The sequence below is a fragment of the Campylobacter concisus ATCC 51562 genome (genome assembly GCF_000466745.1).
Taxonomy (GTDB): domain Bacteria; phylum Campylobacterota; class Campylobacteria; order Campylobacterales; family Campylobacteraceae; genus Campylobacter_A; species Campylobacter_A concisus_B.
In genome coordinates this window covers 106,576-130,597 of the sequence record NZ_ANNI01000003.1, presented here as the reverse complement: position 1 = coordinate 130,597, position 24,022 = coordinate 106,576, and the positions used below count along the sequence as shown (strand labels likewise).

The following is a 24,022-nucleotide window of genomic DNA, read 5'->3' as shown; positions in this document are numbered from 1 at the left end:
GGCGTATTCTAGCCCAGTTTAATTAAATAAATAGTTAAACTATGCTAAGATCCAAAGTTTAAAAATTTAGGAAGGTAAAGTAATGATTTCATCGGTATTTAGAAAGATTTTTGGCACGAAAAACGATAGAGAAGTCAAAAAATACATAAAACGCGTGGCGCAGATAAACGCGCTAGAGCCTACATATGAGAAGATGAGCGATGATGAGCTTAAGATCAAATTTAACGAGCTTAAAGCCCAAGTCGTCGAAGAGAAAGTCACTTTAGATCAAATTTTAAATGATGTCTTTGCGATCGTTAGAGAGGCTAGTAAAAGGGTGCTTAAGATGCGCCATTTTGACGTGCAGCTAATAGGCGGCATGGTGCTAAACGAGGGCAGGATCGCTGAGATGAAGACAGGCGAGGGTAAGACCTTGGTTGCGACTTTGCCAGTTATATTAAACGCGATGAGTGGCAAGGGTGTGCATGTAGTAACAGTAAATGACTACCTTGCAAAGCGTGACGCGACGCAAATGGGCGAGCTTTATAACTTTTTGGGCTTAAGCGTTGATGTGATACTAAGTGGTGGATACGACGACGAGGTAAGGCAAGCTGCCTATAACGCTGACATAACATACGGCACAAACTCAGAATTTGGCTTTGACTATCTGCGTGATAATATGAAATTTGAAGCTGGTCAAAAGGTGCAAAGAGGCCATAACTTCGTTATCGTCGATGAGGTCGATAGTATCTTGATAGATGAAGCTAGAACACCACTTATAATCTCTGGTCCAACAAACCGCACACTTGATGGTTACATAAGAGCTGATCAAGTCGCAAAACAGCTTACCAGAGGCACTCCAGCTGATCCAAACGTACCAGGCTCAAAGCCAACGGGGGATTTTATAGTAGATGAAAAAAATAGAACGATAATGATCACAGAAGCTGGCATAAGCAAGGCTGAAAAGCTCTTTGGAGTTGAAAATTTATACAACCTTGAAAACGCCGTGCTAAGCCACCACTTAGATCAAGCTCTAAAAGCTCACAATCTCTTTGAAAAAGACGTTCATTACGTCGTAAAAGATGGCGAGGTTGTCATAGTTGATGAATTTACAGGACGCCTAAGTGAAGGCAGACGCTTTAGTGAGGGGCTTCACCAAGCACTTGAGGCAAAAGAGGGCGTGAAGATTCAAGAAGAGAGCCAAACTCTTGCCGATACAACATATCAAAACTACTTTAGGATGTATAAAAAGCTTGCAGGTATGACTGGTACGGCTCAGACTGAGGCTACTGAGTTTTCTCAAATTTATAACCTTGAAGTTATCTCGATCCCGACAAACGTGCCAGTTAAGAGGATCGATCAAAACGACCTTATCTACAAAACTCAAAACGAGAAATTTAAAGCGGTCATCGACGAGATTAAAAAAGCTCACGAAAAAGGTCAGCCAGTGCTTGTAGGAACTGCAAGTATCGAGCGTAGTGAGGTGCTTCATGAGATGCTTAAAAAAGCTGGCATCCCACACTCTGTCTTAAATGCTAAAAACCACGAAAAAGAGGCCGAGATCATCGCACAAGCTGGTGTAAAAGGTGCTGTGACTATCGCCACAAACATGGCAGGACGCGGTGTTGATATCAGGATCGATGATGAGGTTAGAAATTTAGGCGGTCTATATATCATCGGTACCGAAAGGCACGAGAGTAGAAGGATAGATAATCAGCTCCGTGGTCGTGCTGGACGTCAAGGCGACCCTGGTATGAGTAGATTTTATCTAAGTCTTGAAGATAATCTTTTGAGAATTTTTGGTAGCGACCGCATAAAGGCGATCATGGATAGGCTTGGTATCGACGAGGGCGAGAGCATCGAGAGTCGAATGGTAACAAGGGCTGTTGAAAACGCCCAAAAGAAAGTTGAGAGCTTGCACTTTGAGGCTAGAAAGCACTTGCTTGAGTATGACGATGTGGCAAATGAGCAAAGAAAGACTATCTATAAATACCGCGACGAGCTACTTGATAAAAACTACGATATGAGCGAAAAGATAGCTCAAAATAGAAAAGAGTACGCTGCAAATTTACTTGACGCGGCTGAAATTTTCCATGGCGGCTTGAAAGATGACTTTGATATTAAAAATTTATGCTCTATCATCCTTGCAGACTGCGGTGAAGAAATAGACGAGAGTGAGTTAAAAGGTCTAGAGTATGATGAGCTAATAGAAAAGCTTGCACAAATTTTTGAAGTAAGATATAACGAAAAAATGAGCGTGCTAAATGAAGATCAAAGAAAAGAGATAGAGAAAATTTTATACCTTCAAGTGCTTGATAATGCGTGGAGAGAGCACCTTTATCAAATGGATATCCTAAAAACTGGTATCGGCCTTAGAGGGTATAATCAAAAAGATCCGCTTGTTGAATACAAAAAAGAGAGCTATAACCTCTTTATGGAGCTAGTTAGTAGGCTAAAAAGTGAGAGTGTTAAGACGCTTCAGGTTGTTAGATTTAAGAGTCGTGAGGAGCAAGAAGAGCAAGCTAGAATGATGCTTGAAGCTAGTCAAAATGCTGAAAATGAAAATTTAAGCTACAACAACCAAGGCGAGGACGATAAATTTACGCCTGAAAAAAAGATACCAAGAAACGCTCCATGCCCTTGTGGAAGCGGTAAAAAATATAAAGATTGCCACGGAAAAAGTGGTCCTAAAAAAGGCATATTTGCTTAAAATTTCTACTTTTAAGGCGTGTAAAGCGCCTTAATCTTTTAAAGGCTATTTAATGACAAGCTTACCAAAGTACCTACTTTTTAAATATTTAAGATTTGATAAAACTCAGCCATTTATCACTCTAAGTGCCTTGCTCGCCTTTCTTGGTGTTAGCATAGGGCTTATGGTTTTGATCGTTGCGATGGCTATTATGAATGGATTTGATAAGGAATTTGAGCGCAAACTTTTTACGATGAACTATCCAATAACCGTTCAAAGTGCCTTTAAAGGCTCTATTGATGATGATTTTGTTGATGAGCTCAAGGTTAGATTTAGCGACCTAAAATTTAGTCCATTTATAAGCACACAGGTCATTTACCGCTCGGCAAATGCTCTTGAGGGCGGACTGGTTTATGGCGTAAATTTTAAAGATGAAAAACAGATAAACTCAGTCGTAAATGAAGCTTTAAAAGATAAAGAGCTAGATGGTTTTGAGATACTTGTGGGAAGTGGCATAACGAGTGAGTTTAGACTAAGAAATGATGAGAAATTAACGCTTATCTTTACAAAGGCCGATCCAGCTGGCTTTTCGCTAACACCAAAGATGAAGCGCTTTGATATAGGTGGCTCATTTACATCTGGGCTAATCGCCTATGATAAGGCATTTTCATATACTTCAGTTGATGCTTTGAGGAAAATTTTAGACTATCCAAAAGGCGTTTATGATGGAATTCATATCTTTTCAAATAAGCCATTTGATGATATAAAAAGAGTGCGTGAGGGACTTCCGGCTGGCACGGTAGCTATTGGCTGGTGGGAGCAAAATGGCAATTTTTTCTCAGCGCTCGCACTTGAAAAACGAGCACTTTTTATCGTTTTGATGCTAATTATACTTGTGGCGTCGCTAAATATCATAAGCTCGCTGCTAATGACAGTGATGAACCGCAGGCAGGAGATCGCTTTGCTTTTAGCACTTGGTGCTAGCAAAGGTGAGATAAAAAGAAGTTTCTTTTATCAAGGGCTAGTAATAGGCGGAAGCGGCATTATATTTGGCTTGATACTTGGCTTTTTGGGGCTATTTTTACTTGGAAATTTCAACATCATAGATTTGCCGGCTGACGTTTATGGCTCAAGCAAACTACCACTCGAGCTTTCAACCATCGATCTTGTGCTTATTGTAGTTGGAGCTGTATTTATCGTGGCTATATCGTCTTATTACCCAGCTAAAAAAGCCACGGAAGTAAATGTGCTTCAAACGTTAAGAAATGAGTAAGCCTAGAGATTTAGGCTTACTCATTGCTTGTAAAAGTTATTTTTAAAAGATTATTTTAAAACCGAACATAAACTCGTAAAAATTCTAGGATAAATTTATACTTTTACGCTCTTATATCATGATCGATTTTGCATTGAAGAGCCTCGTGTACGAGTGTTTTTGCCATGACACGCTCTTCGTTTATTAGGTGGAAATTTTTACCTAACTCACCAAAAATATCTTTATTACCCTCACCATTTATTTTTATTATAGTTTGGGTATTTACACCGTAGTCTTTTATCTTTTGCGCGATGAGCTCCACTCTTTGCTCATTGTTAACAGTTATAATAACAGCGGCTGCATCGCTTAGGCAGGCATTTTCAAGTGTGTGGCTTTGAAGAACATTACCTAAAAATACATTTTCCCCGCGGCTCCTACCAAGCTCAACTAGACTAATATCATTATCAAGCACAAGGTATAAAAGCTTTGTCTCTTTTAGCCTTAAAACGACCTCTTGTCCAAGCCTTTCATAGCCAAAGACTACGATGTGATTTTTTATTTTTTGCGGCTTTAGAGTTTCATTTGGTTCAACAACGATCTCACGTTCTATGAGGTCTGCTATTGCGTCTAGTTTTTTAAGTATAAAAGGCGTAGCAAACATCGACACAACTGAGGCTGCGATAAAAATTTGAGCAGTTTGTATATCAAGTAAATTTCTAGTAGTCATTAGTCCAAAAACAGCTAGTGCAAATTCGCCTATTTGACAAACACTAAGTGCAGTTTTTGCAGCAACTCTTCGCTTTAAGTAGATGTTTAAGATAGCAAAAACGACAACTGCTTTTATCACCATGACACTAAATACTAGGCCAAGAACAAGCCAGATGTTTGAGATAACTACAGCAAAATTTATTTGCATACCAACGGTTATAAAAAATAGCCCTAAGAGCAAATCTCTAAAAGGTATGAGATCAACTTCGATTTGGTGTTTATACTGTGTCTCAGCCATCATCATACCGGCTAAAAATGCACCCAAAGAGTATGAGAAGCCAAAGAAGTGAGCCAAAGTACTGGAGCCAACGACCATAAATAAAATCGTAGCTATAAAAACTTCTTGCGAATTTGTTTGAATGACTTTATAAAATATCCAGTTGATAACATATTTACCAAGTAAAAATAGCACAACAATAAGAATAATCGCACTTGTAAATGTCTTTAGCAAAAGCTCATTTATTGAAGCATCTTGCGAGCTAAACATATCTATCATAAGCAAAATAGGAATGACTGCAATATCTTGAAATAGTAAAATTCCAAGTGCTTTTCTGCCGTAAATTTTACTTACATCGCCACTATCGTTTAGCGTCTTTAGCACGATCGCAGTTGATGAGAGTGCAAGCGCAAGACCTGCAATAAGTGCCGTTTCGTCTTTTAAGTGAAGGGCATAATAAAGCATAACGCCCATTATAAAGCCACTTAAACAAACCTGTAAGCCACCGTTTAAAAAAACCTCTTTTTTCATTCCCATTAAGTGTTTAAAGCTAAACTCAAGCCCAATGGTAAACATCAAAAACGCGATACCAAATTCCGCGATATGAGAAATTTCATCATTGCTTTTTAGGTTGAAAAATTCTGATATAAGCGTACCTGTTACGATGTAGCCGATAATAGTTGGTATCTGAAATTTTTTAAAAATGACGTTTAATGCAACTGAGATCGCTGCAACAAGCAAGAAGCCTTCTAAAATTTGTTCCATAAATTATTTTTTACCTTCATAAAAGACTAGATCAAAGCTATTTTTTCTTTTTACGAGCGATCTTTTTGTGCTAGCTTGGCTGGTAGCTTCGTGTAATTTTTTATTTAGCTCATCAATAGTTGATTCTAAATCGTCAATTTTTTCTTTCAACTGAAGTATCACATCAACGCCGGCTAAATTTACACCTAATTCGCGGGTTAAATTTAGTATAGTTTTTACGCGATCAACGTCTTTTTGTGAGTAGAGCCTCATCTTGCCATCTGTTCTTGATGGCTCGATAAGTCCCTCTCTTTCATATTGTCTTAAAGTTTGTGGATGTATGCTCAAAACCTTTGCAACAACGCTTATTAAAAAAAGTGGTTCTTCATAATTTTGCATTTTTTACTCCGGTAATTTTTCTTTTAACTCTTTTACTAAGCCTTCATCAAGCTCACTGATATTTGGAAGTTTTACCCTGGCTTTTAAGTAAAGATCGCCATAAATTCCGCTCTTTCTATTTTGCACACCATATCCTTTTAAGCGGATCTTTGTGCCTGTTTTTGAGTTCTCAGCGATCTTAATCGTGACATCTTTTTTGTAAGTATGTACATCGACTTTTCCGCCAAAAAGCATAGTTTTTAGTGGAATTTCTATATCTTTATAAAGATCGTCTCCAACTCTTTCATATTCGTCGCTTGGCTCAACGCTAATAGCAAGTATAAGATCGCCTTTTTGACCACCAGCGCTTTTACCTTTGCCTTTTACACGAAGCTTCTCGCCGCCTTCTATGCCACTTGGAATTTTTATCTTAATGCTTTCGCCATTAAAATTTATCTTATGTTCACCGCCAGTTACAGCTACGTCAAATGGTATAGAAATTTTTGCATTTACGTCTAGATCAGCTCCGCCAAAGCCAAATCCACCACTACTAAATCCGTCAAATCCTCCAAAATTGCTACCAAATCCGCTGCTAAATTTAGCTCCACCGCCGCCAAAGCTACCTGAGAAGATATTCTTTAAAATTTCATTTAGATCGCCCATATCGGCTGAACTACTAGCAAAGTCGTGGAAATTTTGACCGCCAAACATAGTATCGCCGTACTGGTCGTATTGAGCTCGTTTTTTATCGTCGCTTAAAATTTCATAAGCGGCATTTATCTCTTTAAATTTATCTTCTGCTCCAGGGTCTTTGTTGATGTCTGGGTGATATTTTCTAGCAAGTTTTCTATAAGCTTTTTTTATCTCGTCACTTGAGGCACCCTTTGAAACCCCTAAAGTCTCATACAAGCTTTCACTCATATATTCTCCTTATATTTTTTTGATACGGATTATATCACAAAGCTTTAGTCTATGCAAGTCAAGTTTATTTTTGTTTAATAACAAGAAAAAGTGTTAAGATTTTATTTTTTCACTATATTTATAATTTGCAAAAATTTTTAGTTTAAAGGAAAAAAATGAAAAAGATTGTGCTAATTTCATTAGTAGCAGCTTCTTTTTTAGTGGGGGCTGATATTAAATTTAATGAAGCTAACTCTAATATCACGAGAGTCTCGCCACTTAGCGATAAAAATAGCGTACTTTCTTATTATGACTCGATCGCTCAGGCAAAACTTTCAGTTGTAAATATCTCAACTACAAAAACAGTAAATAACGCAGGCATTGAGCAGATGTTTAATGACCCATTCTTCAATGAATTTTTTGGATTTAACTTTGCAAAACCAAAAGAAAAAGAAAAAACTACTTCGCTTGGTTCTGGTGTTATCATCTCAAATGATGGATATATCGTTACAAATAACCACGTTATAGAAGATAGTGATCAAATAGTCGTAACTCTTGCAAATGGTGGCAAAGAATTTAAAGCCAAATTAATAGGAAGTGATCCAAAAACCGATCTAGCCGTCGTAAAGATAGAAGCAAACGGGTTAAACGCGATCACTTTTGCAGACTCGTCAAAGCTACTTGATGCAGATGTTGTATTTGCAATAGGTAATCCATTTGGCGTTGGTGAAAGTATCACTCAAGGTATCATTTCAGGCCTAAATAAAGATAATATCGGCCTTAATCAATATGAAAATTTTATCCAAACAGACGCCTCTATAAACCCAGGAAATTCAGGCGGCGCTTTGGTTGATAGCAGGGGCTATTTGGTTGGAATAAACTCAGCCATACTTTCAAAAAGTGGTGGCAATAACGGCATTGGTTTTGCAATCCCATCAAATATGGTCAAAGATATCGCTAAAAAGCTGATAACTGACGGCAAGATCTAGCGTGGCTTTATAGGCGTTACGATTGCAAATTTAACTGACGAGCAAAAAGAGCTTTATACAAATAAAGAGGGTGCTTTAATAAGTGGCGTAGAGCAAGGCATGCCAGCAGATGAGGCTGGGCTAAAAAGAGGCGATTTGGTCATATCAGCTAATGATAAAGCCATAAAAAATGCAAATGATCTTAAAAATTTCATTGGCTCACTAACTCCAAATAGTAGTGTTGATATAACTTACGAGCGATCAAATAAAATAATGAATGCAAAAATCAAGCTTGCAAACGCTGATCACAATTCAAAAGACATAGCAAAAAGCATTATCATCGAAGGACTTAGCGTCAGTAATCTAAGCGATGAGATAAGATATAAATACAAAATCAGCCCAGATACTCAAGGCGTGCTAGTAACTGATGTGAAATCAGGCTCAAAAGCTGAAGACTTTGGCTTTGAAAGAGGTGATGTGATCGTTCAAGTTGGCGAAGAGAGTATAAAAGATCTTCAAACATTTGCAAATACGGTCAAAAATACAAAAGGTAAAAAGACGCTAGTGTGGATAAATCGCGGTGGTATCATACAAGGCCTTGTTATAAAATAATCATCTAAGAGCTGAAATTTCAGCTCTTTTTTCTTTTAAATTTTTAAAATCTTAATCTGCTATAATCCTTAAAAATAAATTTACAACAGGAAAGATCATGACTAGAATTTTAATGATAGAAGATGATATGGAGCTTGCTGAAATTTTAACTGAATATCTAGAAAACTACGATATTGAAGTAGTAACTGCTGAAGAGCCATATATCGGACTTTCTACGCTAAATACAAGTAAGTTTGACTTAGTGATACTAGATCTTACATTGCCTGGTATGGATGGATTGGAAGTTTGTAAAGAGATCAGGAAAAATCACAATATCCCTATTATCATATCAAGTGCAAGGCATGATATAACAGATAAGGTAAATGCTCTTGATAACGGAGCAGATGATTATTTGCCAAAGCCATATGACCCACAAGAGCTTTTGGCTCGTATCAAAAGTCATCTAAGAAGGCAGAGCATCACTCCAGCAAGTGAGGCGAGAAATTTAAATAAAGACCTAGTTTTAAAAGAATTTGAACATGAAATTTTATTTAAAGGAAACGTACTAAATTTAACTGCCGCAGAATACGACATCTTAAAATATCTACTTTTAAAAGAGGGCGGAGCGGTTACTAGAGAGGAACTCATCTATAACTGCGAGAGCATAAATGAAGATAGCTCAAACAAAAGTATTGACGTCATCATCGGCAGGATTCGCCAAAAACTAAATGAAAATCCAAAAGAGCCAAAATACATCCACGCGATCCGCGGTATCGGCTATAAATTGGTTCTTTGATGCCAAGATCGTCTATTTTTATAACCATAACTTTTATCTTTGCTCTTGCGCTCGTTTCGATATTTCTAGCTTTTTTATGGCTCATGGGCTTTGATAAGCAAAACTATACAAGAGAGCTAAATAACAAATACTCAAACGTTGCTAGGACAAATTTATTTTATATGGGTGGCATCATAAATAAAGCTCAGTACGACCGCCAGCTTTCAAATATCGATATGCCAGAGATCAAAGACGAGAAGAAAAAGGATGAAATTTTAAAACAAGCGACCGTTTTAGAAGAAATTTCAAGTGATCTAGGCTCAAGTGCGATCTTGCTTTATGATAAGCATCATTACTTAAGGATTGAGCATTTAGACGAGCTAAAGCTTTTAATGGATAAAGAATTTCAGCCTTACAGATACGAGGTGATAAAGGCTGTTTTTTTGGTGGTTGCGGTCATTTTGCTAGGTGCTTACATTTTTGTTATCTATAAGATAAAACCACTTAGAAAGCTAAAGCGTCAGATCGTAAAATTTGCAAATGGTGAGCTTGATGGCGTGCAAAATGTTGGCAACGGCAAGGATGAAATTTCTGAGGTTTCAGAGGCATTTTATGAGGCAGTTTGTCAGATCAAGGCGCTTAATGACTCAAGGCATCTTTTTTTAAGAAATATAATGCACGAGCTAAAAACTCCTATCACAAAAGGCCTAATAGCCGCTCAAATGATAGAAAAAAGCAAAAATCAAGAGAGGCTAATCTCTGTCTTTCACAAGCTTGAAAATTTGATAAACGAACTTGCAGCGATAGAGCAAATAACATCAAAAATAGGACTTAGCAGTAAAACGCCATGTTTTATGAGGGATCTCATCGATGAGGCCATCGATATAGCCATGGTAGAAAAAGAGTGTGTTGGTGTCAGTGAGCTTGATGAGGTTAGGGTGCTCGTTGATTTCAAGCTATTTTCAGTTGCTATAAAAAATATGATAGACAATGGCATAAAATATTCAACTGATAAGCACGTAAATATCGTTGTTAGCAAGGATCATATGAAATTTATAACTCAAGGCGAGAAGCTAAAAAATGATCTTGACTTTTATATCCAGCCATTTATCAAAGGAGAGGATACGCAAAAGAGTTTTGGCCTAGGTTTATATATTGTTAGCAATATACTTGATGCTCATGGACTCAAATTTAGATACGAATACAAAAATGGAATGAATGTCTTTGTTTTTGAAAATTTACAAGATATAATAGTGACTTAAATAAAACATAATAAACAAAAGAGGGCTAAAAATGGCAGCAAAAATTTTCTCACCAGTTGATATCTTATCAATAATAGATCTTGAAATAGCTTTTATAAATCGTTATAAAAATGTAAAAGATTATGCAAAAAATTTATCTTTGATATATTTTTCTTTGCCAAGTACTAAAGAGTATAGTGAACTCTTTGAAAAATTTTTAAGACAAACTGATGTTGTTGTAAGAGAGAATGAACATTATGTGGTTGTACTTCATGGAACAAATGAAAGAGGAGCTAGCGAACTATTATCAGGTATTCAAGAGTTTTTAAACGCTGAGCCAATTGATTTGATAGTGAGCTATCCAAAAGACGGAAGAAACGCTAAAGAGCTTACTACTAAGCTTCAAGATGAGATAAAAGATAACTACGGTGTATTGCTTGAAATGCTTTCAAATCAAGAAAAATTTGAAGCTTTTGAAAGTATGATTTAATATAATTTTGTGGAGTTTGTTTGGAGAATTTACTACTATTTTTTGCAGTTTTGCTTATAACTAGCATTCTTTTAAGTAAGATCTCTGATAAATTTGGAATTCCATCTTTAATAATATTTTTAGGTGTTGGTATGCTAGCTGGCTCAGATGGGCTGCTTGGCGTAAATTTTGATGATCAAATGATCGCTCAAAATGTGGGCATGCTAGCACTTATTTTTATACTTTATGCTGGCGGGCTAGATACTGATTTTGTAGCGATTAAGCCTATTTTTGGTAGAGGTTTAGCGCTTGCTACACTCGGTGTTTCCTTAACCGCGCTAGCTATCGCTCCAGTAGCAAAATATCTGCTTGATTTTACTTGGGCAGAGGCCTTTTTGCTAGGCTCCATCATCTCTTCAACGGACGCAGCAGCGGTATTTGCCATACTAAGAGCTAAGAAAATTTCACTTAAAAATAGCATTGCGCCATTGCTTGAACTTGAATCTGGCTCAAACGATCCAATGGCGATATTTTTAACTATGACCATCATTCAAATGATCTCATTAAATAGCACTCCAAGTGCGTCAGAGTGGGCGATTACACTAGTTAAGCAGTTTGGCATAGGTATCGCTATGGGTTATTTATTTGGTGTTGCTTTGCCAGCCATTTTTAATAGACTTCGCCTAAAAAGTTGGGGCCTTTATCCAGTTTTTTCTATCGCTTGGATATTGCTTTTATACACGCTTTGCTTTAAGGTTGGTGGCAATGGCTATTTGGCTGTTTATATAGCTGGAATTTTTATAAATAAAAAAGAGTTTTCTCATAAGAAAAATTTAGTCGGTTTTCATGACGGTATCGCTTGGACGATGCAAATAGTTGTCTTTTTAACACTTGGTCTTTTGGTAAATCCTTCCGAGCTTCCAGCAACAGCACTAATGGCGCTTGTTTTGGCCTTGTGGCTTATGTTTTTTGCAAGGCCACTTGGTGTTTTTGCATCACTTGCATTTTCAAAATTTAAGATAAATGAGCAAATTTTTATCTCCTGGGTTGGGCTAAGAGGCGTCGTGCCAGTTGTGCTAGCTACCTATGTTTATGTCGATGGCGTACGTGATGCAGATATGATTTTTAACATTATATTTTTTATGGTTTTGATTTCTATTTTGATACAGGGCATGTCGCTTGGCTTTGCGGCTGATAAATTTAAGGTCAAAGAGAGTGAGCAAGAGGATGTTAAGGTAGTAGAAAACTCGCCGATCTTAAGCTACACACTTCGCCAGCATACCATCCACTATGGCTCAAAACTAATTGGCAAAGATTTGGCTCAGCTTGAGCTTCCAACTGAGTTTTTAATCATCCTAATAAAGCGTAAAAACGAGTATCAAAAGCCGACTGGCTCAACAATCTTTGAAGAAAATGACCTGTTACTGATACAATGCGAAAATCAAGTGCTTTATCAAGATACGATTAAGTATTTGACCTATTAAAATTTTTGATAAAACTTGCCACATTTCATTTCTCTTTGTAAATTTTTAAAACTTTACTCGCTTGCCTTAGCAGACTACTAAATTTAGGCTACACTTCGTTTAGCACTAAATTTAGAGCCGTGATATGCTCGCTCATAAATTTTAAAATTTGCCAGAGCTTTTAATAGCATGCGGTGCGTTAGCACCTTTGTGTGCTACCTCTGATGTGCGAGGTGATTGAGGGATTAAAGGGGGATAAGGGGACGGCTTTGCTTCGCAAGCTCGCAACTGCAAGCAGACCGTAACTTGAGTCCCCTTGTCTCCCTTTTGAATAGAAGTATCACAAATGGGATTTTATATTTTTACAAATTTTTGAAATTCTATTTACTCGCAAGAGTTACCTACTAAAAATTTGGCTTCGCTTACCATTTAGCTCAAATTTTAGAGCCGAAAATAAATCCGTTCAGTCTCATTTTATTTTGCTTTTTTAAAATCACTAAAACACTAGCAAAATGGGAGGCAAAATGCTTGATAATATCATCCTTGCGGTCTTGGTATATTTTGCAACATTCTTATTTTTGTTTTTTCTGCTTGCCTTTTTTGCCTTTTGGTATATAAGCATGCCGCTACTTGTCATCTATATCGTTATAAAATTTATAAGGCACGCAAAAGAGTGCGAGAGGATATGTGGCAAGCTTGAGTAAAATTTAAATTTCTAGCCCAAAATGAGCTAGAAATTTCTTTATTCTAAAGCTTGAGCTAAATCAGCGATCAGATCCTCGGCGTTTTCAAGGCCTATACTAACTCTTATTAGCTCTTTTGTGATGCCAGCTTTTATAAGCTCTTCACTGCTTAGCTGTTGGTGCGTAGTTGATGCTGGGTGTGTGATGAGCGACTTTGTATCGCCGATATTTACCACGATCTTAAAGAGTTTTACGCGCTCTAGCATCTTTTTTGCGCGCTCAAAGCTATCAGTCTCAAAGCAAAATAGTCCATTTGCCATGCCGTCTTTAAAGTATTTTTGCGCCTTTGCGTGATCTACGTTGTCGGCAAGTCCAGGATAAGCCACGCTTTTTATATGTTTGTGAGAGTTTAGAAATTTAGCTACTTTTAGCGCGTTTTGCGAGTGTCTCTCAACCCTAACAGCAAGCGTTTCAAGCCCTTGTATGAGTTGCCAAGAGTTAAACGGAGAGATTACAGCACCGATATCGCGCACGATAGCAAGCCTCATTCTTAGCGTATAGATGTCAAAACGATCCGTCATATCAGCATAGACGATGTCGTGATAGCTCGCATCTGGCACGTTAAAATGCTCATATCTCTTGTTGCCTTTTAGCTTCTCGTTTAGGTGATTTGCACTTACGACCGCACCTGCTAGGCTAAGGCCCTGACCGCTCATATATTTGCTCGCACTATGCACGCAAACATCGACACCGTGGCGAAGTGGCTGAAAGATGATAGGCGTTGGTACGGTGTTATCAGTGATGCTGATGATGCCATATTTGTTTGAAATTTCTACGATTTTTTCGATATTTGGGATAGAAATTTGCGGATTTGAAAGCGTTTCAAAAAATATAGCCCTCGTTTTATCATCTATCAAGTCCTCCAGATCATCAGCAGTGTCGCTGTCAAAGACTCTAGCCTCTATGCCAAATCTTTTTAGCGTGTGCGTAAAAAGTACTGTCGTGCCGCCATAAATTTTTTTGGCGATGATGATGTTATCGCCTGCTTGGGCTAAATTTATGATGCTGTAAAACAAAGCTGATTGACCGCTCGCAGTCGCTATCGCAGCGGCTCCGCCCTCAAGTGCGGCGACCCTTTTTTCAAAGATATCTGTCGTTGGGTTGCTAAGTCTTGTGTAGATGTAACCACTATCTTTTAAATCAAACCTAGCAGCTGCGGTCTCGGCACTTCCAAAGTCGTAAGCCGTGCTTTGAAAAATAGGCACAGCCATCGTGCCAAAGCCTTCATGTGTATCGTAGCCTACGTGAATCGCAGCGGTTTCTTGCTTCATTTTTGCTCCTTTTAAGGTAATTTTGGCGTAAATTATACATTAGCAAAGCCAAAATTTAGGGGATAAAATCAATTTTTGATATAATTTGCCAAAAAAAAGGAAAAATTTGAACCAAGTTACGGACAAATTTAAGCGTGTAAAATACCTTCGTGCGCTAGAAAAATTTGCAAAATCAGCGATAAACGGACTAAAAAGAGATGATTTTGACGAGGCTGAATTTCGCCAAAGAGTTGAGAAAAATTCGAAAGTCATCGAAAAAGTCGAGGCTGTCTATCTTGATCAGCCATACTCAAAGGCACTAGAAAATTTTATAAATTTGCTTATCAAAAATGCCCCAAAAGATGAGCTTTTAAAGGCGGCAAATCTACTTGATAAGCTCAAAAATCAAAAGACATATAAAAAAGAAAAACATAAAAATAAATTTAAGGATGAGGATTGAAAGTAGTTATTTTCGATATGGATGGCACGGTGATCGATAGCGGCGAGGCGATATATAAAACGGTAAATGAAGTAAGAGATGAGCTAAATTTGCCGCCACTTGAAAAAGAATTTATCATAAAAGCGATAAACGAGCCAGGTAGAAATTTAGCCCTTGAATTTTACGGCATCGACACGCCAAGCAGGAGCTTAAAAGAGGGTTTTGAAGAGAAATTTAAGAAATTTTACGATGAGTGCGCGACTACATATGAGGGTATAAAAGAGCTTTTGCAAAAGTGCAGAGATACTGGCTACAAAGTCGTTTTGGCAAGCAACGCGCCACATGATACGCTAGAGAAAATTTTAAAAAAAAATGAAATTTATGAGCTATTTGACGAGGTTATCGGCGCTAGCAAGGAGATACCGCAAAAACCAGATCCTGCGATGCTTTACCTAGCTGTTAGTAAAACTAAAGCTAACAAGGCGATCTTTGTCGGAGATAGCTTAAAGGACGAGCTAGCTGCCAAAAATGCAAATATGCCTTTCTTGCAAGTTAGCTGGGGATTTGGCGAGGAGAGCAAAACTGCAACTTATAACGCTAAAAATGTCAGCGAGGCGTGGGAGATAATATTAAATTTTTAACTTAGTTTTAATTGGCTATAATCTTAAGAAATTTTCAAAGAAACAGCGATGATAGATATATTTGAGGGCAGTGCGAGAGATAAATTTTATGACATTTTGTTTAACGCAAATGCCGTTTTAGTTAAAAACGAGATAGATAAAATTTTTGAGAAATTTGTGGCTATGAGCGAGCTTTGTGAAAAGCATGGCGTTAGCGAGGACGAGATCAGAAATTTTATAGCCTCAGAGCAAGATAAAGTTTATAACGGAGTAAATGACTTATATATCGAGCTTAGCGGAGAAATTTTAAGCCAAAATGAGTAAGATTTTCGCGCTCATTGCTTTGCTAACCGCTCTTGTCTTTGCAAAAGAGCCAAATTTTGATCCAAGCTCAGTGCATATATTTGAGCTTAAAAAAGATGAGTGGGCTAGGGTCTTTATAACTGAAAAGCGAACTCAAAGGGTTGAAACGTTTGACTTTCGCTGGACGCTGTTTGATAGTACAAATATCACTGTGCAAAGCTTTTTTAGGCGCTATCCAAGGCAGATGGTCTTTTCGCTAAGACAAGGACAAAACACCTATATGCAGCGAGTTTTGCCTGATTTTACGATGCCGCCAAATGAGAGCGTAAGCCTTTATATATCATTTATTGATTTTAAGGATAAAAAGGCGCATTTTAGGGTGGCTCTGCTAGATGAGAGCAAGCGTGTGGATGTGGGTTTTAGAGATCCAGATGAGGCTAAATAGAAGGATAAAAATGGATAAAATCGATGAAATAATGGGTAAATTTATAAGTGAGCTTGGCTACAAAGAGGCGTTTGAGATGTTTTTAAAGATAAGCTCAGGCAAAAAGCTTCGCTCAAAACTTCTTTTAAAGATCGCAGGAGAGAGCGAAATTTCTCTTAAGCTTTGCGCTATCATCGAGCTCATCCACCTTGCAAGCTTACTGCACGACGACGTCATAGACGAGGCAAACATAAGACGAGGCAAGCCAAGTATAAACGCACTTTTTGGTAGTAAAAACTCGGTTATGTTGGGCGACATCCTCTACTCAAAAGCTTATTTTGAGCTTACAAAATTTGATCCAAGCATCGCAGCTGTCATCTCAGATGCGGTCAGTAAGCTAAGTATCGGCGAGATGATGGATGTAAAAATGGCTGAAAATTTTAATGAAAACGAGCAAGAGTATCTAAAAATGATCTATTATAAAACGGCTGTTTTGATAGAAGCCACGGCTATTTGTGGGGCAAAGCTAGCCAGCAAAGATAGTAATAAATTTGGAATTTACGGCAAAAATTTAGGCCTTGCATTTCAGATCGTTGATGACATCTTAGACATAACTCAAGATGAAAAAACGCTTGGCAAACCAGCACTTAATGACTTTATCGAAGGCAAAACGACACTCCCTTACATTTATCTTTATAAGAGCTTAGACGAAGCTGGTAAGACAAAGCTTAGATCACTTTGGGCAAAGAAGCTAAACGCGGGCGAAATTTCATGGCTAAAAGAGGAATTTATTAAGACAAATTCGCTTCAAAAAGCAGTAAATGAAGCAAAAAGGCTTGGGACTGAAGCGATAGAATCGATAAAAGAGTATAAAAACGCCGAGCTTGAAGGGATCATAAAAAGCATGATAGATAGGGAATTTTGATGCACTATTTAGATATAAGTTTTACATATAAAAATACTGATATTTCAGTTAGAGAAAAGCTTGCATTTGATAGCGATGAGAAAAAAGAGCAAATTTTAAAACTACTAAGATCAAACAAAAGTATAAACGAATGCATGGTTTTAAACACATGCAACCGCGTCGAGATAATTGCAAGCGTTAGTGATCTAGAAAGTGCAACGACGCATGCGTTTAGATGCATGTCTGTATTTTCAGGTGTTTTTGAAGATGAGCTTTATGAAAGGGCTGATATTTATGAAGATAGCGGAGCCGTACACCACCTCTTTGCCGTGGCAAGCTCACTTGATAGCCTAGTCGTCGGCGAAACACAGATCGTTGGTCAGCTAAAAAATGCTTTTAAATTTGCTTACGATAGCTCAGCTTGCGGCGAACAAATCAGTAAAATCATCCATTATGCATGTAAATGTGCTGCTAAAGTTAGAAACGAAACTCAAATTTCTAAAAACCCGATCTCCGTTTCAAGTGTCGCCGTAGCAAAAGCAAAAGAAATTTTTGGCACGCTTGAAGGTAAAACTGCTATCGTCGTAGGAGCTGGCGAAATGGGCGAGCTAGCAGCAAAACACCTAATCTCAAGTGGTGCAGAAGTCATCATCATAAATAGAAGCTCCGAGCGTGTTGAGCAGCTAGTTGATAGCCTGGGTGATAACGCTAGCTGGGATAGCATTTTGAAATTAAAAGAGTATGTAAATAATTATGATCTAATATTTTCAAGCACCGCAGCCCCGCACGCGATCATCACAAACGCCATAATCGAACCAAGAGAGTTTCACAGATACTTTTTTGATATTGCCGTGCCAAGGGATATTGACCTTATAAATACAGAATTTATTAGCGTCTATACGGTCGATAGTTTAGAGGAGATAGTAAGGAAAAATTTAGCCCTAAGAGAGGAGCAAGCACAAAAGGCTTATTCGATCGTAGGTCAAGGCACAAGCGAATTTTTAAAAATTTTAAAAGAAGATATGAGCGTTCCACTCATAAAATCGATCCGCAAACAAGCTGAAATTTGCGCTAAAAATGAGCTAGAAAAAGCGATAAAAAAGGGCTATCTAAAACATAGTGATTATGAAGAGGCACAAAAACTAATTCACCAAGTTTTTAAAGCATTTTTGCACCAGCCAACGATGAAGCTAAAAGAGCTTGCGGATAAAGAAGGAGCAAGAGAGCTTTCTAGCGGAGTTAGATATCTATTTGACATAAAAGAAGAGCAAATTTTTCAAGCAGGAGATATAGATGAAATTTAGTAAATTTTACGCCCCAACAACCAAAGAAGCGCCAAAAGATGCCTCTTTGCCAAGCCATCAGTTTTTGATTAGGGGTGGATTTGTTGAGCAGATAGGCTCTGGTCTTTATAACTATCTGCCGCTTGGAAAGATCATGCATGAAAAAATTTCTCGTATCGTACGAGAGGAGATGGATGAGGCTGGTGCGCTAGAGGTGAGCTTTAGCGTGGTCACTTCAGGTGAGCTTTGGAAGCAAAGTGGACGTTACAATGTCTTTGGCAAGGAGCTTTTACGCTTTAAAGATAGAAAAGAAAATGACTTTGTTATAAGCCCTACAAACGAAGAGGCAGCCGTTGCTTTGGTACGTGGCAAGGTGACTAGCTATAAGCAGTTGCCGCTAAATTTATACCAGATAAATACTAAATTTCGTGACGAGGCAAGACCACGCTTTGGCTTGCTAAGAGGTCGCGAATTTACGATGAAAGATAGCTATAGCTTTCACTCTAGCAAAGAGGATCTAAAGCGTGAGTTTGACCTTATGGAGGCAACTTATAGTAAAATCTTCACTCGTTTGGGGCTAAATTTTAGAGCTGTTGAGGCTGATAGCGGAGCCATTGGTGGTAGCGGTAGTAAGGAATTTATGGTGCTTGCAAGTAACGGAGAAGATGATATCCTTTGCTGTGAGGCTTGCAAATACGCTGCAAATATAGAGGCTGCTAGAAGAAAAGCTAGAACAACCGATGTTGAAGTGCCAGAGGCTGACGCGGCTAAATTTAAAACGCCAGATACAAAGACTATAAAAGGTGTGGCAGAATTTTTCAAAGTTAGCGAGTTTTATTGTATAAAAGCTGTTATTAAAAAAGCTATTTATGAAGACAAAGAAGAAGTTGTGGTCTTTTTTGTAAGGGGCGATGACGAGCTTCAAGAAACAAAGGCGCAAAATGCTTGCAAGGCACTTGAGCTTGTCGATGCTAGCGAAGAAGAGATTATAAAAGCTGGGCTTGTGGCTGGATTTTGCGGGCCAGTTGGGCTAAAAGATGTAAAATTTTACATAGACAACGAGCTAAAAGGCGCAAATAATATGATATGTGGTGCCAACGAAAAGGATTATCACTTTGTTGGAGTTAGTGTTAGCGGGTTTAACGAAGAGAGATTTAAAGACCTTGTAAAGGTAAAAGAGGGCGATAAATGCCCAGAGTGTGGCGGAAATTTAAAACTTAGCAAGGGTATAGAAGTCGGTCATATCTTTCAGCTGGGCGATAAATATTCAGCTGCGATGAATGCGACATATCTTGATGAAAACGGCAAGGCAAAGCCATTTTTGATGGGTTGCTACGGAATTGGCATCAGCAGGCTGATCGCTGTGATGATAGAGGCTAGCCACGATGAGAAGGGCTGCATCTGGAAAAAAGAGTGCGCACCGTTTGACGTGGAGATCATCATCTCAAATTTAAAAGATGAAGCGGGTGTGAAATTTGCATTTGAGCTTTATGAGAGCCTTAAAAAAGCTGGCGTTAGCGTCATCATCGATGATAGAAACGAGAGATTTGGCGTTAAGATGAATGACTTTGAACTCATCGGCTTCCCTTATACGCTGCTTGTGGGTAAAGAATTTGCAAATGGCAAGGTCGAGTTTATTACAAGAGATGGTTTAAGCAAAGAAACGATCGACGCAAATGAAGCCTTTAAAAAGATAAAAGAAAGCTTATGAGATTTTTTGCATTTTTGTTTTTTTTGATAGAAGCGATATTTATCTATCTTTTTGTTGATAAATTTGGCTTTTTAAACTACTTTCTTGAGGTGCTAGTCTCTGGATTTGTGGGTATCGCACTTCTTTTAAATGCTGGATTTTCTAGCTTAAATTCGCCTCAAGTGGCGTTTAAAAGCTTTCTTGGCGGAAATTTATTTAGTCAGTTAGGGCTTAGCTTTGGCGGAATGCTTTTGTTTCTGCCAGGAATTTTAACAGATATTTTTGGTATAGCCGTAGTCGTTTTTTCTTTGATATTTAAGAAAAATGTAGCAAAAAATGAGAGCTATCAGGAGTTTAAATTTCAAAATTTTAGCGAGCAGAGTGCTAAAAAAGATGAGGGCGAGATTATCGACGTTGAGGTCATAGAAGAGCCAAAAAGAGTAAATTAGGAGAGATGATGAAAGAGATAAAAATAGCAACTAGAAAGAGTATCTTAGCGCTTTGGCAAAGCGAGCATATCAAGGCTAGGATAGAGGCGCAGCACAAGGGCGTGAAGGTCGTGCTTGAGGGCATGAAGACAAAGGGCGACGTGATCCTTGATACGCCACTTGCGAAGATCGGCGGCAAAGGGCTTTTTACAAAAGAGCTTGAAGATAGTATGCTAAAAGGCGAGACTGACATCGCGGTGCATAGCCTAAAGGATGTGCCAGTAGTCTTTCCAGAAGGACTTAAACTAGCAGCGATTTGCTCACGTGAGGATACTAGAGATGCGATGATAAGTGAGAAATTTGCTAAATTTAGCGACTTGCCACACGGCGCAAAGGTTGGCACAACGAGCCTACGCCGCAAGATGCAGCTACTTATCATGAGGCCTGATCTTGAGATTATCTCGCTTCGTGGAAATGTACAAACTAGACTTAGAAAGCTAAAAGAGGGTGAATTTGACGCGATCATTTTGGCGATGGCTGGCATAAATCGCTTAAATATCAAGGCTGAAGTAGCGCACATCTACACATTTGGCTTTGACGAGATGATACCTGCGATGGGTCAGGGCGCTCTTGGGGTAGAGGCTAGAGATGAGAAGAAAATTTTAGATGAGATCTCTTTTTTAAACGACGAAACTGCGGTTATAGAAACGACTATCGAGCGTGACTTTGTAAGCGTTTTGGAGGGCGGCTGCCAGGTACCAATAGGTATAAGCGCAAGGCTAAAAGGGGATGAAATTTCTATCGATGTGATCGTTGGTCTGCCTGATGGAAGCGAGTTTATAAAAGATAGCTTAAAGGTCAGTAAAGACAAATTTCAAAGCGTTGGCAAGGAACTAGCTCATAAATTTATAGAAAAAGGGGCGAAAGAACTTCTAAAACGCGCTGAAGAGATGGCGTAGAGTAAAGTTTTTGCTAAATTTTAAAGCAAAAGCTCTAACCGCAAAAATATCAAAGACAACTACTATATGATTGGTCTTGCAGAGGGTAAATAGAGCTATAAACTAAATAATCTTTTAAGGACCGATCAAACTCAAAAAAGATGACGACGAGAACGCCGATATAAACGGTCTATACGCAGAGTGCAACGGCGATATTTGCTACAACGCTTGCAAACAAGTAAAGATCACTGATAAGAGCATCATTTTTGAGGTGCAAGGTAGCCTCATTTGCGTAGATACCGAGGATGTAAAGCTTAATGAACACTTTATGAAATATAGCAAAGAGATATTTGGCAAGCTGCTAAAATGTAGCATATCGAAGTAATTAAAAAAATTACTGCCGTTTTCAAAACTGTGATGCTATCTAGTGTTTAATCTAACGAAAAAATTTGTGATGAATTACTTTGGAAAAGACGTAAGTATACCGGCTATGCATGGGTGTGCGTTGACCGTAAGTTTGCGGACGTTATGGCAATGGAGTATAAATTTAGTACTTGTGTCTATTTAAGCGGCGAGGCAATATCGTAAAGGCTGCGTTCGAAATAGTGATCGATACTCTGATAGCTATCGGTGAGTGCGGCAAATAATAAATACCCGCTTTGCTTCGCCTTTTTCAGCTATTTTTGGCTAAAATCGCCCAAAAATCAAAAAGGCGAAATATGGACTACATCAAGCTTTTAAAAGAAAATAATCTACTTCGTGTTATCGATGAGCCAACAGATATCGATCTTGAGATCGCGCATGCAAGCTATATCGAGGTCAAGCGTGAGGGCTCGCAAGCGCTACTTTTTACAAATCCTATCTGCAAAAAAACTGGGCGTAAATTTGCCCCAGTGCTTACAAATATCTATGGCTCAAAACACGCACTTGAGCTTATCTTTGGGCTAAAGCCTAATGAGATAGCAGATGAGATAGAAAAGCTTTTAAAGCCCAAAAAACCTCGTAATCTCAAAGAAAAGCTTGATTTTTTAACCTATCTTTTTAATATGAGAAAAATTTTTACTAAGAGATTAAAAGGCGAGGGCGAGTGCCAGCAGGTCAAATTTATAGGCGAAGATGCTGACCTTTTGAGCCTACCTGCGCTAAAGACATGGCCGCATGATGGCGGTGCCTTTATTACAATGGGGCAGGTTTATACGCAAAGCTTGGACGGCGCTTTGCAAAATTTAGGTATGTACCGCCTACAAATTTATGACAAAAATCGCCTTGGCATGCACTGGCAGATACACAAAGACGGCGCAAATTTCTTTCACGAGTACAAGCGTGCAGGTAAAAAAATGCCCGTTTCAGTAGCTATTGGTGGCGATCCGCTTTATATTTGGTGCGGGCAAGCACCGCTTCCAAAGGGAATTTTTGAACTTTTGCTTTATGGTTTTATCCGCAAAGAGCCAGCCAAACTTGTAAAATCCTTAACGAATGAAATTTACATCCCGTACGATGCAGACTACGTGATAGAGGGCTTTGTGGATACGGCTAAGTGTGAGCTTGAAGGCCCATTTGGCGATCACACTGGATTTTATACACCTATCGAGCCTTTTCCGGTGATGGATGTAACGGCGATAACTAGTAAGCGTGAGCCGATATTTCACGCGACTGTGGTTGGAAAGCCGCCACTTGAGGATAAATATATGGGCTGGGCGACTGAGCGGGTTTTTCTGCCGCTTTTACGCACGACGGTACCGGAGCTTTTAGACTACAACATGCCTGAAAATGGCGTTTTTCACAACCTAATCTTAGCCAAGATAAATACGCTCTATCCAGCTCATGCAAAGCAGGCCATGCACGCATTTTGGGGCGTTGGGCAGATGAGCTTTGTAAAACATGCCATTTTTGTTGGAGCCGATGCGCCTGAACTTAAAGATTATGATGAATTTACTAGCTTTGTTTTAAATCGTTTTGGTAGCCAGAGTGTGCTAATAAGCCAAGGCGTGTGCGATCAGCTTGATCACGCTAGTCCAAATTCGTGTTTTGGTGGCAAACTCGGCGTAGATGCGACGCAAGACTTTTGTAAATTTAGCCCAGTGGTTTTAAACGACAGCGAGCTGTTGGCTAAATTTCAAAGCGTTACGCCAAATGTAAAAGAGCTTAAGCAGTTTAAAGTGGATACCAAAACGCCTATTTGTGTGGTGAAATTTAAAAAAGACTGTGTGGTAAAAGATCTTTTTGACAAGCTTTTGACATTTAGAGAATTTTTCAAACTCCTTATCGTTGTGGATATGCAAAATCACCTTGAAAACCCATATATGCTACTTTGGCGTGTGACAAATAATATCGATGCTTTGCGTGATATTTTCATAGATGGTGAAAATTTCTGCGTAGATGCCACTAGCAAAGATGAGTGCGAAGGATATACTAGAGGCTGGCCGTTACAAACGGATTGTGACCGCGAAGTAGTTGCTGATCTAATTAAGCGCGGCATAGTAAAAGATGAGTCAGAGCTATTTAAAAAATTTGAAATATTTGGTTAGCTTTGAGGGGCTCAAGCAATTTTATAAATTTTGCTTTT

General features: G+C 38.5%; 20 protein-coding genes and 3 pseudogenes. 19 read left to right on the top strand and 4 right to left on the bottom strand.

Annotated elements, in window-relative coordinates; translation table 11 throughout:
- Positions 1-82: 82 nt before the first annotated feature.
- From secA to ATCC51562_RS01990, 3 genes and pseudogenes are all read left to right on the top strand, one after another.
- Positions 83-2,479 (top strand): annotated as a pseudogene (gene secA, locus ATCC51562_RS01995) (preprotein translocase subunit SecA); the annotation flags it as partial.
- A 108-nt stretch (positions 2,480-2,587) separates the two neighbouring features.
- Positions 2,588-2,689: pseudogene (locus ATCC51562_RS09950) on the top strand (SEC-C metal-binding domain-containing protein); the annotation flags it as partial.
- A 52-nt stretch (positions 2,690-2,741) separates the two neighbouring features.
- Entirely contained in the window at positions 2,742-3,941 is a 1,200-nt protein-coding gene (locus ATCC51562_RS01990; RefSeq protein WP_021090655.1) for an ABC transporter permease, read from the top strand.
- 103 nt (positions 3,942-4,044) lie between these two features.
- Here ATCC51562_RS01990 and ATCC51562_RS01985 read toward each other — a convergent pair whose 3' ends face one another.
- From ATCC51562_RS01985 to ATCC51562_RS01975, 3 genes are read right to left on the bottom strand one after another with little or no spacing between them, the layout of a single operon-like run.
- Positions 4,045-5,670 carry a cation:proton antiporter gene (locus tag ATCC51562_RS01985; protein WP_021090872.1) on the bottom strand — a complete coding sequence of 542 codons (1,626 nt, stop codon included), beginning with the start codon at positions 5,668-5,670 and terminating at the stop codon, positions 4,045-4,047.
- A gap of 3 nt (positions 5,671-5,673) precedes the next feature.
- Positions 5,674-6,048: a heat shock protein transcriptional repressor HspR gene (locus tag ATCC51562_RS01980; protein WP_021090676.1), complete on the bottom strand. Its 375-nt coding sequence runs from the start codon at positions 6,046-6,048 to the stop codon at positions 5,674-5,676.
- Between the two features lie 3 nt (positions 6,049-6,051).
- Complete coding sequence (locus ATCC51562_RS01975; RefSeq protein WP_021090570.1) at positions 6,052-6,948, bottom strand: DnaJ C-terminal domain-containing protein; 897 nt, start codon at positions 6,946-6,948, stop codon at positions 6,052-6,054.
- Positions 6,949-7,103: 155 nt separating this feature from the next.
- Here ATCC51562_RS01975 and ATCC51562_RS01970 point away from each other — a divergent pair.
- The 6 genes and pseudogenes from ATCC51562_RS01970 to ATCC51562_RS01945 all read left to right on the top strand — a co-directional run bounded on the left by ATCC51562_RS01970 (position 7,104) and on the right by ATCC51562_RS01945 (position 13,138).
- A pseudogene (locus ATCC51562_RS01970) lies at positions 7,104-8,507 on the top strand (Do family serine endopeptidase).
- 97 nt (positions 8,508-8,604) lie between these two features.
- Entirely contained in the window at positions 8,605-9,282 is a 678-nt protein-coding gene (locus ATCC51562_RS01965; protein ID WP_021090796.1) for a response regulator transcription factor, read from the top strand.
- The gene (locus ATCC51562_RS01960; protein ID WP_021090943.1) at positions 9,282-10,523 is read left to right on the top strand and encodes an ArsS family sensor histidine kinase; all 1,242 of its coding nucleotides are present in this window, start codon (positions 9,282-9,284) and stop codon (positions 10,521-10,523) included. Before ATCC51562_RS01965 ends, ATCC51562_RS01960 begins: the two co-directional genes overlap by 1 nt.
- Before the next feature lie 31 nt (positions 10,524-10,554).
- A complete protein-coding gene (locus tag ATCC51562_RS01955; RefSeq protein WP_021090991.1) occupies positions 10,555-10,992 on the top strand; it encodes a hypothetical protein in 438 nt (145 codons plus the stop codon).
- A gap of 20 nt (positions 10,993-11,012) precedes the next feature.
- Positions 11,013-12,455 carry a potassium/proton antiporter gene (locus ATCC51562_RS01950; protein ID WP_021091042.1) on the top strand — a complete coding sequence of 481 codons (1,443 nt, stop codon included), beginning with the start codon at positions 11,013-11,015 and terminating at the stop codon, positions 12,453-12,455.
- A 503-nt stretch (positions 12,456-12,958) separates the two neighbouring features.
- Positions 12,959-13,138, top strand: a complete 180-nt coding sequence (locus ATCC51562_RS01945; RefSeq protein ID WP_021090815.1) for a hypothetical protein — start codon at positions 12,959-12,961, stop codon at positions 13,136-13,138.
- Positions 13,139-13,176: 38 nt separating this feature from the next.
- Here the strand turns inward: ATCC51562_RS01945 and ATCC51562_RS01940 are convergent, their stop codons facing one another.
- Positions 13,177-14,448, bottom strand: coding sequence for an O-acetylhomoserine aminocarboxypropyltransferase/cysteine synthase family protein (locus tag ATCC51562_RS01940; RefSeq protein ID WP_021090554.1), 1,272 nt, complete (start codon positions 14,446-14,448; stop codon positions 13,177-13,179).
- A 106-nt stretch (positions 14,449-14,554) separates the two neighbouring features.
- Here ATCC51562_RS01940 and ATCC51562_RS01935 point away from each other — a divergent pair, with 106 nt between their 5' ends.
- The 10 genes from ATCC51562_RS01935 to ATCC51562_RS01890 all read left to right on the top strand — a co-directional run bounded on the left by ATCC51562_RS01935 (position 14,555) and on the right by ATCC51562_RS01890 (position 23,984).
- Complete coding sequence (locus ATCC51562_RS01935) at positions 14,555-14,887, top strand: hypothetical protein (protein ID WP_021091008.1); 333 nt, start codon at positions 14,555-14,557, stop codon at positions 14,885-14,887.
- Entirely contained in the window at positions 14,884-15,507 is a 624-nt protein-coding gene (locus ATCC51562_RS01930; RefSeq protein ID WP_021090612.1) for an HAD family hydrolase, read from the top strand. The genes ATCC51562_RS01935 and ATCC51562_RS01930 overlap by 4 nt, the downstream gene beginning before the upstream one ends.
- Before the next feature lie 48 nt (positions 15,508-15,555).
- Entirely contained in the window at positions 15,556-15,810 is a 255-nt protein-coding gene (locus ATCC51562_RS01925) for a DUF2018 family protein (protein ID WP_012001636.1), read from the top strand.
- Complete coding sequence (locus ATCC51562_RS01920; protein ID WP_021090584.1) at positions 15,803-16,234, top strand: hypothetical protein; 432 nt, start codon at positions 15,803-15,805, stop codon at positions 16,232-16,234. Before ATCC51562_RS01925 ends, ATCC51562_RS01920 begins: the two co-directional genes overlap by 8 nt.
- A 10-nt stretch (positions 16,235-16,244) precedes the next feature.
- On the top strand, positions 16,245-17,138 hold the full coding sequence (locus ATCC51562_RS01915; protein ID WP_021090583.1) for a polyprenyl synthetase family protein: 894 nt from the start codon (positions 16,245-16,247) through the stop codon (positions 17,136-17,138).
- Entirely contained in the window at positions 17,138-18,421 is a 1,284-nt protein-coding gene (hemA, locus tag ATCC51562_RS01910) for a glutamyl-tRNA reductase (protein ID WP_021090656.1), read from the top strand. The genes ATCC51562_RS01915 and hemA overlap by 1 nt, the downstream gene beginning before the upstream one ends.
- A complete protein-coding gene (locus tag ATCC51562_RS01905) occupies positions 18,411-20,111 on the top strand; it encodes a proline--tRNA ligase (RefSeq protein ID WP_021091015.1) in 1,701 nt (566 codons plus the stop codon). The genes hemA and ATCC51562_RS01905 overlap by 11 nt, the downstream gene beginning before the upstream one ends.
- Positions 20,108-20,539, top strand: a complete 432-nt coding sequence (locus ATCC51562_RS01900) for an FxsA family protein (RefSeq protein WP_021090893.1) — start codon at positions 20,108-20,110, stop codon at positions 20,537-20,539. The genes ATCC51562_RS01905 and ATCC51562_RS01900 overlap by 4 nt, the downstream gene beginning before the upstream one ends.
- A gap of 8 nt (positions 20,540-20,547) precedes the next feature.
- A complete protein-coding gene (gene hemC / locus ATCC51562_RS01895; protein ID WP_021090781.1) occupies positions 20,548-21,477 on the top strand; it encodes a hydroxymethylbilane synthase in 930 nt (309 codons plus the stop codon).
- Positions 21,478-22,175: 698 nt separating this feature from the next.
- Entirely contained in the window at positions 22,176-23,984 is a 1,809-nt protein-coding gene (locus tag ATCC51562_RS01890) for a menaquinone biosynthesis decarboxylase (RefSeq protein WP_035167173.1), read from the top strand.
- Positions 23,985-24,022 lie beyond the last annotated feature (38 nt).